Source organism: Pontixanthobacter aquaemixtae (genome assembly GCF_009827395.1).
GTDB lineage: Bacteria > Pseudomonadota > Alphaproteobacteria > Sphingomonadales > Sphingomonadaceae > Pontixanthobacter > Pontixanthobacter aquaemixtae.
This window is the reverse complement of the sequence record NZ_WTYX01000002.1, coordinates 967,244-979,892: the sequence shown is the minus strand read 5'-3', so window position 1 is coordinate 979,892 and position 12,649 is coordinate 967,244. Positions and strand designations below refer to the sequence as shown.

Here is a 12,649-nt window from a genome sequence, read left to right as displayed (position 1 = left end):
GAATTTTCTATTGTACGTCAACTATGGTTTGTAAGCGCCGGGCCGAACAGCAACTCTGCGAGCTGCGCTATATTCTCGACAAACTCAAACTTGCCGAGCGATACTGCCCGAAGCGCCGGACGAAGCCCTTTTTCGCCCAAGCTGTTGCCTTTAGTATGCCGCGCCACCCTGTCTCCGAGTCCTCCCAGAGGTTTACCCGGCGCATTGCCGAGAAAGCGAAATCCCTTCAGAGACAGATCTTTCGGATCATGAATCATAACAATGACACATCCCGATGGGCGCTGGGTCAGCGCGGTCTGAATGCTGTATTGCGCCGTTCGGCCAGTGTCATGTTTGGCCTTGAGCTGAATATGCCGCATCACATCACCCAGCTCTAGGATGAGATCATACCCGCTATCATCCACCTCGCTGTGCGACACAGTAAAATCGAAAAGCCCGCGACGCCACAACTCTGATGTAATTTCTGCGATAAAGCGATGCTCGAGAATCTTTTCGCGGGTCGCCGACTTTAGCGAGAGCGCTTCGATCCACCGATCTTTCACTCCACAACCCGTCCGCGTACCATTACCCAATCGACATCTTCCAGCACCGTCACATCTGTCAGCGGGTTGCCATCGACGGCGATGATATCGGCTGAATAGCCTGGCGCGAGGCGGCCGATTTCGTTTTCCAGTCCGATCACTTCGGCAGCGACGGTGGTGGCGCTGGCGAGCGCTTCGCGATTGCTCATTCCGCCCAGCCGCATCTGTTCAAATTCGCCGGCATTTTGCCCGTGCGGGAAGACGCCGGCATCGGTCCCGAAAGCGATCTTCACCCCATATTCGCGCGCGCGCTGGACGATGCTTTCGGCAAAGGGGCCAACCGCGCGGATCTTGTCCTCGACCACCGGCGTGTAGAACCCGTTGCCGAGATTCTGCTTGATCCCCTGAAACGCCATCAAGGTCGGCACCAGAATGGTCCCGTTTTCGCGCATCACGCGGCCTGCCTTTTCGTCGATATAGGTGCCATGCTCGATCGTGTGGACGCCCGCCCGCGCCGCAGCCTCGATCCCGCGCGCGCCATGCGCATGGGCGGCGACTTTGAGGCCCAGCGAATTGGCGGTGTCGACAATCGCTTTCATCTCGGCATCGCTGAAATGCGCCTCCAGCCCGCGCCCCTGCTGGCTCAGCACGCCGCCGGTTGCGGTGATCTTGATCAGGTCCGCGCCATATTTCGATGCCTGCCGGACTTTCTCCGAACATTCGACCGGGCCGGTGCAGGCAAAGCTGGTGCCCAGCGCTTCGTTCACTTCGCGGCGGAAACCGTTGGTGTCGCCATGCCCGCCGACAATCGCGATGGTCCGCGCCGAGGTGACAATGCGCGGCCCCGGCAGAACGCCGGTCGCTGTCGCGCGCCGCAAGGATTGCGTCACCTGATCGGTCCGCGAACCCAGATCACGCACGGTGGTAAAGCCCGCCAGCGCGGTAATCCGCGCATTCTTGGCCGCGACCAGCGTGTACCATTCGGGCGGGTTGGTGGCCGCGCGCCAGAACTCCCCGCTGGGATCGCCCGATAGATGCGTGTGCAGATCGATCAGCCCGGGCAGAATGGTCTTGTCAGCCAGATTGACCACGCCGGCATCACCGGCGGGTTCTGCATGGCCATTCTCTATCGACACAATCTTGCCATCGGTCACGACGATTGTCGCAGGCCCGCTTGCGCTGCCTACTGCATCGATGATCACCGAACCGGCATGGATATAGGTGGTTTCGGCCAAGGCAGGCGATGCGGCCAACAGCACCGAAGCATAAATAATCGAACGAAAACGCATTATCTTATTCTCCCTGTTGCCGCACCTGATGCCCTGCGCGGAGCCTGCATACAAGAGTGGCAACCGGTTGCACTGGTAACTATTCTCGGTATTACCGCCTCCATCAGTTCGTCACGAGAGGAAATTCCAGAATGACCCGCAAGCTTGTGCTCGCAGCCACTTTGCTAGGCTCGGCATCGATTGCCGCAACCGCGACCGCCCGCCCGATGACTCCCGAAGATGTTGCCAAGCTGGAAAGCGTGGGCGCGATTGCCGTTTCACCCGATGGCAGCCGCGTGGCCTATACCACCAACAGCCTTCCCGATGTGACCGAAGGCGAAGACAATGGCACAACCGAGAGCGAGCTCAACATCGCTTATAGCGCGGGTTTTTCGCGGACTTTCCTGCCCAAAGATGTCGATCCTTCGGGCATCGCATTTTCGCCTGACGGGACCATGGTCAGCTTCATCTGGGAACATGAGGATGATGATGATCGCGCGGTGTGGGGCATCCCGGTTGATGGCGGTGCGCAGCGCAAGCTGGCTGCGGTCAAGGACACCAGCGTCCGCTCGCACACATGGAGCCCCGATGGCACGACCATCTATATGCTGGTGGGCGCGGAGAGCGACGACCAGCGCGACAAGCAGAAAAAAGCCGGTTTTAACGCGGTTGTTTATGAGGAAGAGGCGCGGCTGAACCGTATCTTCTCCGCCCGCTACGGCGCAGAGGTGGATGCAAATCCCGCCGAGATCAAAGTCCCCGGCTATGTCAGCAGCTTCCGCGTTGCTCCCGAAAGCAACAAGGCGATTATCGAAACCGCACCGACACCGAATGTCGATGACAGCTACACCAAGAAGCGGGTCAATATCCTCGATCTGGATAGCGGCGCGCTGACCGTGGTCGAAACACCCGGCAAGATCGACGATCTCGAAATTTCGCCCGATGGCCGCGCGCTTTCGCTTATTGCCGGGGTCGACGTGAACGACCCCGCTGCCACAACCTTGAATGTGATCGATGTGCGCACCGGCGCGATCATTCCGATCAATGCGGGCGCGGCAGAAGCAGCGGTTGACGCCGAATTTGTCGGCCAGTTTTCGCTGGCGGTGGTGATCCACAAGGGCGCGTCCAGCTTCATCCGTTTTTACGACAATGATGGCGAGCAAACCTCCGAAATCGAAGCCACCGGCCTTGCCGTGACCGGCATCGAAGCGGGCGGCGACCGGATTTTCGTGCGCGCCAGTTCGGCTACGCACCCCAGCGAGCTGTTCGCTTTGGAAGATGGCCAGTTCAATCGCTGGACAACGCATAATCCATGGCTGTCGGAAATTGATTTCGGGCGGCAAAGCGTGGTGACATATACCGCGCGCGACGGACAGCAGGTTGAAGGCATCCTGATCGAACCTGTCGGCGGCACGCCTGCCGGTGGTGCACCGATGATCATGAATGTCCATGGCGGTCCGGAAGCGCATGAAAGCAATGGCTGGCTCACCGCCTATAGCAAGCCCGGCCAGGTCGCAGCGGGGCAAGGCTATGCCGTGTTCCTGCCCAATTATCGCGGCTCGACCGGCTATGGCGTGGCTTTCGCCAAGCAGCACCAGAACGATTATGCGGGCAAGGAATTCAACGATATCGTTGATGCGAAACGCCACTTTGTAGAGCAAGGCATTGCCGATCCTGATCGCGTGGGGATCACTGGCGGATCATATGGCGGATATGCCTCTGCATGGGGCGCGACTGCATTGTCGGAAGAATATGCCGCAGCGGTGATGTTCGTCGGCATTTCCAACCAGATCAGCAAATTCGGCACTACCGATATTCCGCTGGAAATGTACAATGTGCACAGCCGCAAATGGCCATGGGAAAACTGGCAGGGCATGCTCGACGTGTCGCCGATCTACCATGTCGACAAAGCCGATACGCCGATCCTGATCATGCATGGCGCGGACGATCCCCGCGTCGCACCGAGCCAGAGCTACGAACTCTATCGCAATATCAAGGTCCGCACCGACACGCCGGTGCGCTTCGTGCTTTATCCGGGCGAAGGCCACGGCAACCGCCGCGCGGCTGCCCGCTATGACTACAACCTGCGGATGATGCGCTGGTTTGATACCTATCTGAAAAGTGGCGACCGCGACGCACCGCTTCCGCCATCGCGCCCTGAACTGGCCGACGGCGCCAAAGGCGGCGGTTCGCCTGACGCCGAATAATCGCTTGGCAAAAAAAGGAAAGGCCCGCTTCCCTGTTGGGTGAGGCGGGCCTTTTCATTTGGGGCTTGTCCGGTGGTGGTTTGGTTAGAAAGTATATCCCAACCCGGCACCAACGAAGAACTGGTCGGCGCTGCCGCGAATGCTCGTGTACGGGTTGTTCTTGGCATCGCCCAGCAGCCGCGAATAGCCGCCAATCAGCACCGCCCCGAGCCCGCCATTGAGCGCATTGCCATCCAGATCGACGCCAACCAGCAATGTGGAGCTGACTTTTGTAAATCCGCCATCGGCGGTGAATTGCGGCAATCCGCTCGCCGCGCTTTGCGCCGCATCGACCGAGTAATAATAATCGGCAAAGTCATCATCGATCAGTTCGGTACCAAGCGACAGCGACACTACAGTGCCGCGATTGATCGGGGTGAAATAGCTAATGCTCGGTTCGATCACCATGCCATCATGCGCACCGGCGACATCCCAGCGGACATCCGCGCTGAATGACAGGCTGTCATAGGGATTGAGAACTTTGGGGAAGCTGATCCCCGTTGCCGCCCCGATTTCGACCGCGCGGTCCAGTTCGCCGGCCAGTATCACCACCGGATCTTCGATCTGGTCCGCCCGGTCATTGCGCAGTCGGATGGCCGGGCCGAAAGCGAAATTGGGTCCATCGTCAGTGTCAGGAATGAAATCGAGCGCGAGGCCGGCGGGACGCGGGCTGATATCCACGCCCGCAACGCTGCCTTGCACCACCGGTAGCGGTGACACGACATAGTCGTCTGATCCGGTATAGCTGGGGCTATAGGCCGCGCCGAAGCCGATGCTGATCCAGGTGTCGTCAAAGACCGAGTCAGGCGGCCCTTCCGGCGCGGCGCCATCGGGCGCGACGGGCGGTGCGGTGCCGTTGGACGGGTCTTGTGCCAGCGCGGGCGATGCACAGACAGCAAGCGCGCTTGCCGCCAGCAATGCGGAAAATTTCAATGTCATTCTAAAACCTCTGTTTGCCCATACAATGATGCACGCGGCAATCCGTTCCGGCTCAGGCGCGATCAGCCCATCCCTTGCCACTGGGCAATCGCATCCACCGGATAAATCAGCATGATGACATTCAGCGTCAGATTGTCGCGCACCACAAATGCTGCGAGCACTTCCATCAGGATGGCCAATATCACTGTCACGCGGACCGGCAGTTTGAGCGCGAGAAAGAACCCCAGACTCATCCAGCCCAGATCGGCCATCGAATTGATCACGCTGTCGCCCGAATAGCCCCAATTGACCGTTACAGAGCGATAACGATCGATCACCATCGGGGTGTTCTCGGCGATTTCCCAGGCAGCTTCCAGCGCTACGGCCAGAGTAAAGCTCCATCGCGCAGCAGACTGTTCCCCTAGGCCCGACCTCGTGCTCCCTCCAAGGCCCAGTTTCACGAACAGGAACCACCCCAGCGCATAGAAAATCATCCCGTGGATGATGTGGCTGGGCGTGTACCAGTCCGCCAGATGCTGGCTGTTGCCGGAGGAATTTATGTCACCATGCCACAGGCTGACATAGCCGCATTCGCAGATCGGCGGGCGGCCCATCCACAGCAGGATCGCCAGTGTCAGGCCAAGAATTACAATGCTTGCGATAACCGCCTTGCGGTGCGGGAGAAGTGGTTGAGCCATATCTGCTTGTGCCACAAATGCTTCGCCATACAAATCGCTTTGTGATGGCGGTGTATCGCCGGGCAAACGCCATTGCCCAGCCCGGAATTGCGCCCTAGTGCAGACAGGAAATGAACGGGCGCGCGCAACAACCCACTGCAGACACCAGAACCGAAATCGCCATTGTCGGCGGCGGGCTGAGCGGCGGGTTGATTGCACTGGCTTTGCGCAAGCGGCACCCCGAAATGCGCGTTTTGGTGATCGAGGCGGGCGAAACGCTGGGCGGCAATCACCGTTGGAGCTGGTTCGGCAGCGATCTGGACGAGGCGGGGCACGCATTGCTTGCCCCCTTCCGCAAGTCCGAATGGCAGGGCTATTCGGTGCGTTTCCCCGCTTATGAACGCAAACTGCCCTCGACCTATTTCTCCCTCACTTCGCAGGATTTCGACGCCGCGCTTCGCCGTGAACTGGGCGCAGACACGCTGCTGACCAATCGCAATGTCGCCTCGCTCGACAGCGATGGCGTGACTTTGGCGGATAGTTCGCGGATTTCTGCGCGCACGGTGATTGACTGCCGCGGACCCGAACCAAGCGAGCATCTGACCGGCGGATGGCAGGTCTTTATGGGCCGGCATACACGGACCGCAAAACCGCACGGGATCGACCGCCCGATCATCATGGACGCCGCGGTGGAGCAGCTCGCCCCCGCCGATGATCCGCGCAATGGCGGCGGCGCATACCGGTTTGTCTATGTATTGCCGCTGGGCGCGAATGATCTATTTATCGAAGACACCTATTATGCCGACAGCCCGGTGCTCGATCGCGGTGCGCTGTCAGGCCGGATCGACCGATACAGCGCACGGCATGGCTGGGACGGGGAGATTCTGGGCGGCGAAACGGGCGTTTTGCCGGTTATAACCGGCGGCAATTTTGCGGCCTTTCAAGCGAGCCAGAGGATCGACGGCGTCACCCTTGCCGGTGCGCGCGGTGGATTCGCCCACCCGCTGACCAGCTATACTGTGCCCTTTGCCGTGCAGACCGCGCTGGCGATTGCCGAAGATGCGCTGCTGCCCGGGCAGCAGCTTTCCGCCTTGTTCCAAACCCGCGCGCGGCGCCATTGGAAACAGACCAAATTCTACCGCCGCCTGGGCGCGATGCTGTTCGGCGCGGCCAAGCCCGATCGGCGGTTTGTCATTTTTGAACGGTTTTACCGCTTGCCGGCGCGATTGATCGAACGCTTCTATGCGGGTACATCGCGCCTTGGTGACCGCGCACGAATTTTGATCGGCAGGCCGCCTGTTTCCATAATCAGGGCGATCGGCGCGCTGGGTAGCAAGGGCGCTCCGCTAATCGCAGGGAAGGAGAAGATCGGATGAACGGCACCGTCGACTCTCCGCAAATGGAATTGGGCACGCCGCCCGGCACCAAACCATCGGGCGAGGACGCGTCCGGCGGCATGCAAGCGGCAAAGACCGCCTGCGTGATCGGCGCGGGTTTTGGCGGAATGGCGCTGGCCATCCGGCTGCAATCGGCGGGCATCGAGACCACCGTGATCGAAGGGCGCGACAAGCCCGGCGGCCGGGCATATTATTGGGAGAAAGACGGCTTCACTTTCGATGGCGGCCCCACCGTTGTCACCGATCCGCCTTGTCTGGAAGAGCTTTGGGCGCTTTCCGGCCACAATATGAAAGACGATGTCGAGCTGATGAAAGTCATGCCTTTCTACCGGCTCAACTGGCCCGACGGGGTCAATTTCGATTATTCCAATGATGACGCGCATTTCCGCAAGGAAATGGAACGCGTCGCGCCGGGCGACATTGCCGGTTATGACCGTTTCCTCGAATATTCGGCGGGCGTGTGTCAGGAAGGCTATGTCCGGCTGGGGACCGTGCCGTTTCTTGATTTCAAAAGCATGATCAAGGCCGCGCCCAGCCTGGCAAAATATCAGGCATGGCGCAGCGTCTATTCGATTGTCTCCAAATATGTGAAATCGGAAAAGCTGCGCGAAGCGTTGAGCTTCCACACATTGCTGGTTGGCGGCAATCCGATGAAAACCAGCGCGATCTATGCGCTGATCCACAAGCTGGAAAAAGACGGCGGGGTGTGGTGGACGCGCGGCGGCACCAACCGCTTGATCGCGGGCATGGTGCGCCTGTTCGAACGGCTGGGCGGAACGATGAAAGTCGGCGATCCGGTGGTGCAGGTCCACACGATTGGCAACCGCGCGACCGAAGTCGAGACCCAAAGCGGCTTCAAACAGCGTTTCGATGCCGTCGCCAGCAATGCCGATATCATGCATTCCTATCGCGACCTGCTGTCAGGCACCAAGCGCGGGAAAGACCATGCCAGAAAACTGGCGCGCAAAAGCTACAGCCCAGGATTGTTCGTGGTCCATTTCGGGCTGGAAGGCACATGGCCGGGCATTCCGCACCACATGATCCTGTTCGGCCCGCGCTATAAGGGGCTGCTCGACGATATTTACGACAATGGCGTTCTGCCGCAGGATTTCAGTATCTATCTGCACCATCCGACCGTCACCGACCCGAGCATGGCGCCCAAGGGCAAAAGCACATTCTACGCGCTGGTGCCCGTTGCCCATATGGGCAAGCTGGCAGTCGATTGGGACGAGATTGGCCCGATCCTTGAAAAACGCATTCTCGACGAGATTGGTCGCCGCCTGATCCCTGACATCCACGACCGGATCGTGACCAAATTCCACTATGCGCCGAAGGACTTCCATCAGGATCTCAACGCGCATTTAGGGAGCGCTTTCAGCTTGGAACCTGTCTTACACCAAAGCGCATACTTTCGCGGGCACAACCGCGACGATGTGATCGACAATTTCTACCTGACCGGCGCAGGCACCCATCCCGGCGCGGGTATCCCCGGCGTGGTCGGCAGTGCTAAGGCCACCGCCGGGCTGATGATCGAGGATTTGGCAAAGTGAAAATCCTCCCCGCTACGGGGAGGGGGACCATGGCGAACGCCATGGTGGAGGGGCACGGTTCGTGATCACAGGGCCGAAATCAACAGTGAAGCTAAGCCGCAAACTGCGAAGCGAGATGTCTCTTCCCGAAGTTCTGCTTTGGAAAGAACTCAGGAAACGACCGGGAGGACTAAAGTTTCGGAGACAGCACCCCGCGGGTGACTACGTGCTTGATTTCTATTGCGCCAAGGCGAAACTAGCCATTGAAATCGATGGCGCAGTGCATGATGGCGATGAAGCGGCTCGGCGCGACACCAATCGTGCGTCGTTCCTGCGCTCACGACGCATTGCCACAACCCGCATCCCCGCACAGGAGGTGCTTGAAGATATCGAGCCGGTCGTTCAACGGTTGGTGGAAATTTGCGAAGCAAGGATGGAGATTTAGATGGTGCCCCTCCACCAGCCTGCGGCTGGTCCCCCTCCCCGGTTCGGGGAGGAACTATGAAACGTCTCGCTGTTTATTGTGGTTCGGCTACACCCGAAGATCCGCGTTACATGGCTCTTGCCCGCGAAGTCGGCGCGAATCTGGCGAAGCGCGGGATCGGCGTTGTCTATGGCGGCGGGCGGCTGGGGCTGATGGGTGCGGTTGCATCGGGTGCGCTCGATGCGGGCGGCGAAGTGATCGGGGTTATTCCCGATGCGCTGGCCAATTCCGAAGTGGCCAACACCGATTGTACCGAGCTGCACACTGTCCCCGGCATGCATGAGCGCAAGAAAGCGTTCACCGATCTTTCCGATGGATTCATCACCATTCCCGGCGGGGTCGGGACGATGGACGAATTGTGGGAGGCGATGAGCTGGGCGCAGCTTGGCTATCACAGCAATCCGGTGGGCCTGCTCAACGCATTCGGGTTTTTCGACGATCTGATTTCTTTCAACGCCAAAATGGCCGAAGTCGGCTTTGTCCGCCCGGCGCATCAGCATATCCTGATTGCCGAAAGCACTATGGACGCGCTGCTCGACAAGATGGCGAGCTATGAACCGCATACGCCGATTTTCCAGATGAAGGCGGATGACCTCTGAATAAATCGCGGCCTCTGGCTCCGTCCTCTTTCATCCGGAGCACCCCGAGCCAGCATGGCGGCGGCAGGCATCGCGCGGCGCTGGTCGCTAAGGCGCGCGCCTCGATCGAAGAAGGATCGAAAAGCTTCGCCGCCGCATCCAGACTGTTCGACCGCAAGACCCGCGAGCGCGTGTGGCTGCTTTACGCGTGGTGCAGACGCTGCGACGATATTGCCGACGCGCAAAATATGGGCGGGCCAAGAGAGGGCGAGCCGGGTGACCTGTCCAAACCGGCAGACCGGCTCAAATCGATCCGCGCGCTGACCGATCGCGCTTTCGAAGGCCAGCCGACAGCGGATGTGGCCTTCGATGCATTCGGTCTGGTCGCCAAGGAATGCGGGATCACTCGCGAAATGGCCGAAGATGTGATCGCCGGATTTGCGCTGGATGCCAAGGAATGGCGACCGCGCAGCGAAGGCGATCTGATGCAATATTGCTATCACGTCGCCGGGGCGGTGGGGGTGATGATGGCGGTGGTGATGGGGGTATCGCCCGATGACCACGAAACGCTCGACCGTGCATGCGATCTCGGCCTTGCCTTCCAGCTCGCCAATATTGCCCGCGACATTGCAGAGGATGACGCGGCGGACCGGTGCTATCTTCCCGTCGAATGGCTGGTGGAAGAAGATATCGAGCCCGGCCAGCACACCAAACCACATCACCGGCAGGAACTGGCCGATATGACCGCGAAGCTGGTTGCGCTGATGGAAGTGCACGCCGCGGCATCCAGACTGGGCACGCCCCGTCTGCCGTTCCGCAGCCGCTGGGCGATCCTATCGGCCGCGCGCATTTACACCGCGATCGGTCATCAGGTCCGTGAACTTGGCACGGCCGCATGGGATCACCGCGTCTATATCTCCCGCGCCGCCAAGCTGCGCCATATCACCGCGGCTTTCTTCCAGGCTTTGGCCAACCGCCCGAGCCAACCCGCTGAAATGCCGCGCTGGACGCGGGCAATGCTTGCGGAAAAAGCGCACGCGTCCTAACCGCTTGGCATGATCAATAAGCTCCTTATCGCCAATCGCGGCGAGATTGCCTGCCGTATCATGCGCACCGCGCGCGAAATGGGTATTTCCACCGTCGCGGTCTATTCGGATGCCGATGCGAAGGCGCTGCACACACGCTCTGCCGATGAAGCTGTGCATATCGGCCCCAGCCCCGCCGCCGAAAGCTATCTGGTGGGCGAAAAAATCATCGCTGCTGCGAAGGAGACCGGGGCGGACGCCATCCACCCCGGCTATGGCTTCCTGTCGGAGAACGCCGATTTCGCGCAGGAAGTGCAGGATGCAGGGCTGATCTGGGTCGGCCCCAATCCAGACAGCATTCGCGATATGGGGCTGAAGGATGCCGCCAAGGAGCGGATGATCGCCGCGGGCGTGCCGGTAACACCCGGCTATCTGGGGGATGACCAAACGGTCGAGCGGCTGACCAAAGAGGCCGAGGCAATCGGCTATCCGGTGCTGATCAAGGCGGTTGCGGGCGGCGGCGGCAAGGGCATGCGCAAAGTCGATAAATCAGAAAATTTTGCCGCCGATTTGGAAAGCTGCCGGCGCGAAGCCAAGGCCAGCTTCGGCAATGATGATGTGCTGCTGGAGAAATGGATCACCAGCCCGCGCCATATCGAAGTGCAGGTGTTCGGCGACAGCCATGGCAATGTCGTCCACCTGTTCGAACGCGATTGTTCGCTGCAACGCCGCCACCAGAAAGTGATCGAAGAAGCCCCTGCCCCCGGCATGGATGCTGCAACACGCGAAGAAATATGCTGCGCAGCAATTCGTGCAGCAAAAGCGGTCGATTATGTCGGCGCAGGCACCATAGAATTTATCGCCGACGCCAGCGAAGGCCTGCGCGCGGATCGCATTTTCTTCATGGAAATGAACACGCGCCTGCAGGTCGAACATCCGGTGACCGAAGAGATCACCGGCGTCGATCTGGTCGAATGGCAGTTGCGCGTGGCAAGCGGCGAGCCGATCCCGCTGAAGCAGGATGAGCTGAGCATCAACGGGCACGCTATCGAGGCGAGGCTTTACGCGGAAGATCCGGCGAAGGGGTTCTTGCCGAGCCCAGGCCCAGTCGATGAAATATTTCAGCCGGGAGATGGCCGCCTAGAATGGAGCGTCGAGGACGGCGACGCTGTAACCGCATTTTACGATCCGATGATCGCCAAAGTCATCAACCACGCCGACGATAGGAACGCAGCCAGAACCGGGTTGATGCGCATCCTGAATAGTCTTGTCGTTTATCCGATCACCACAAACAAAGCCTTCCTTTTTGAATGTCTTGATCTGCCAGAGTTTGTGTCCGGTGAACTGGATACAAGTTTGATCGAGAGACAAGAGCAGCGCTTATTGGAGGTTCGCCCTCCTTCACAGGATGTCATCGTCTCGGCGGCATCACGATTCAGGCATGATTGGCTCGATTGGAGCGGTATAGGCTGGGACGAACGGAACTTTAGGGAAGGCACATTCGGCTTTCGCCTTAACGCAGGCACAAAGAGCGAGGTCACACTGTTCCACGATGAAGAAGTATACTCGGCGAAGGCTGAGACATTTGCAGGAAAGGCAACTGCCGACCACGTAAACCCTGATACGATTGTCGTAACAGAACGCGGTCGGACGTATGAGTTTACCGCCCAACCTCCGAGGGACGGTGGCCACGCCGCCACTAGCGACGGCGCAATCCTCGCGCCGATGCCGGGCAAGGTTATCGCGGTTGATGTGGCCGAGGGTGATACCGTCACCGCCGGTCAACGCCTGATGGTGCTTGAGGCGATGAAGATGGAGCATGGGCTGACCGCCCCGTTTGACGGGACCGTAACCGAACTCGCCGCCAGCGTTGGCGGGCAAGTGCAGGTTGAGGCAGTTCTGGCTGTGGTGGAACCGGCAAATCAGGGCTGAGTTCCATTTTCCGATTGCCCTGAGCTTGTCGAAGGGTTGCACTTTCTTATAGCGCTGTGTCCAAAGAAGAAGGA

General features: G+C 59.7%; 11 protein-coding genes. 7 read left to right on the top strand and 4 right to left on the bottom strand.

Annotated elements, in window-relative coordinates:
* Positions 1-17: 17 nt before the first annotated feature.
* Positions 18-542 carry a hypothetical protein gene (locus tag GRI41_RS13715; protein WP_160605705.1) on the bottom strand — a complete coding sequence of 175 codons (525 nt, stop codon included), beginning with the start codon at positions 540-542 and terminating at the stop codon, positions 18-20.
* Entirely contained in the window at positions 539-1,810 is a 1,272-nt protein-coding gene (locus GRI41_RS13710; protein WP_160605704.1) for a metal-dependent hydrolase family protein, read from the bottom strand. The genes GRI41_RS13715 and GRI41_RS13710 overlap by 4 nt, the downstream gene beginning before the upstream one ends.
* 131 nt (positions 1,811-1,941) lie before the next feature.
* Between GRI41_RS13710 and GRI41_RS13705 the strand changes: the two genes are divergently transcribed.
* The gene (locus GRI41_RS13705) at positions 1,942-3,996 is read left to right on the top strand and encodes a S9 family peptidase (RefSeq protein ID WP_160605703.1); all 2,055 of its coding nucleotides are present in this window, start codon (positions 1,942-1,944) and stop codon (positions 3,994-3,996) included.
* An 84-nt stretch (positions 3,997-4,080) separates the two neighbouring features.
* Here GRI41_RS13705 and GRI41_RS13700 read toward each other — a convergent pair whose 3' ends face one another.
* Positions 4,081-4,974, bottom strand: coding sequence for a MipA/OmpV family protein (locus tag GRI41_RS13700; protein WP_160605702.1), 894 nt, complete (start codon positions 4,972-4,974; stop codon positions 4,081-4,083).
* A 62-nt stretch (positions 4,975-5,036) separates the two neighbouring features.
* Positions 5,037-5,651, bottom strand: coding sequence for a DUF2585 family protein (locus tag GRI41_RS13695; protein ID WP_160605701.1), 615 nt, complete (start codon positions 5,649-5,651; stop codon positions 5,037-5,039).
* A gap of 110 nt (positions 5,652-5,761) precedes the next feature.
* Here GRI41_RS13695 and crtY point away from each other — a divergent pair, with 110 nt between their 5' ends.
* The 6 genes from crtY to GRI41_RS13665 all read left to right on the top strand — a co-directional run bounded on the left by crtY (position 5,762) and on the right by GRI41_RS13665 (position 12,575).
* Complete coding sequence (gene crtY / locus GRI41_RS13690) at positions 5,762-7,006, top strand: lycopene beta-cyclase CrtY (protein ID WP_160605700.1); 1,245 nt, start codon at positions 5,762-5,764, stop codon at positions 7,004-7,006.
* 80 nt (positions 7,007-7,086) lie between these two features.
* Positions 7,087-8,577, top strand: coding sequence for a phytoene desaturase (locus GRI41_RS13685; RefSeq protein WP_160605896.1), 1,491 nt, complete (start codon positions 7,087-7,089; stop codon positions 8,575-8,577).
* Positions 8,578-8,638: 61 nt separating this feature from the next.
* Complete coding sequence (locus GRI41_RS13680) at positions 8,639-9,001, top strand: endonuclease domain-containing protein (protein ID WP_160605699.1); 363 nt, start codon at positions 8,639-8,641, stop codon at positions 8,999-9,001.
* Between the two features lie 56 nt (positions 9,002-9,057).
* The gene (locus GRI41_RS13675; protein ID WP_160605698.1) at positions 9,058-9,639 is read left to right on the top strand and encodes an LOG family protein; all 582 of its coding nucleotides are present in this window, start codon (positions 9,058-9,060) and stop codon (positions 9,637-9,639) included.
* A gap of 32 nt (positions 9,640-9,671) precedes the next feature.
* Positions 9,672-10,664: a phytoene/squalene synthase family protein gene (locus GRI41_RS13670; RefSeq protein ID WP_328600566.1), complete on the top strand. Its 993-nt coding sequence runs from the start codon at positions 9,672-9,674 to the stop codon at positions 10,662-10,664.
* A gap of 9 nt (positions 10,665-10,673) precedes the next feature.
* Positions 10,674-12,575, top strand: coding sequence for an acetyl/propionyl/methylcrotonyl-CoA carboxylase subunit alpha (locus GRI41_RS13665; RefSeq protein ID WP_160605697.1), 1,902 nt, complete (start codon positions 10,674-10,676; stop codon positions 12,573-12,575).
* Positions 12,576-12,649 lie beyond the last annotated feature (74 nt).

What these genes read in the sequence shown, in the direction of transcription:
- GRI41_RS13710 (WP_160605704.1), bottom strand. Translation starts at nt 1,810, where the DNA reads ATGCGTTTTCGTTCGATTATTTATGCTTCGGTGCTGTTGGCCGCATCG.
- GRI41_RS13705 (WP_160605703.1), top strand. Translation starts at nt 1,942, where the DNA reads ATGACCCGCAAGCTTGTGCTCGCAGCCACTTTGCTAGGCTCGGCATCG.
- GRI41_RS13700 (WP_160605702.1), bottom strand. Translation starts at nt 4,974, where the DNA reads ATGACATTGAAATTTTCCGCATTGCTGGCGGCAAGCGCGCTTGCTGTC.
- GRI41_RS13695 (WP_160605701.1), bottom strand. Translation starts at nt 5,651, where the DNA reads ATGGCTCAACCACTTCTCCCGCACCGCAAGGCGGTTATCGCAAGCATT.
- crtY (WP_160605700.1), top strand. Translation starts at nt 5,762, where the DNA reads ATGAACGGGCGCGCGCAACAACCCACTGCAGACACCAGAACCGAAATC.
- GRI41_RS13685 (WP_160605896.1), top strand. Translation starts at nt 7,087, where the DNA reads ATGCAAGCGGCAAAGACCGCCTGCGTGATCGGCGCGGGTTTTGGCGGA.
- GRI41_RS13675 (WP_160605698.1), top strand. Translation starts at nt 9,058, where the DNA reads ATGAAACGTCTCGCTGTTTATTGTGGTTCGGCTACACCCGAAGATCCG.
- GRI41_RS13665 (WP_160605697.1), top strand. Translation starts at nt 10,674, where the DNA reads ATGATCAATAAGCTCCTTATCGCCAATCGCGGCGAGATTGCCTGCCGT.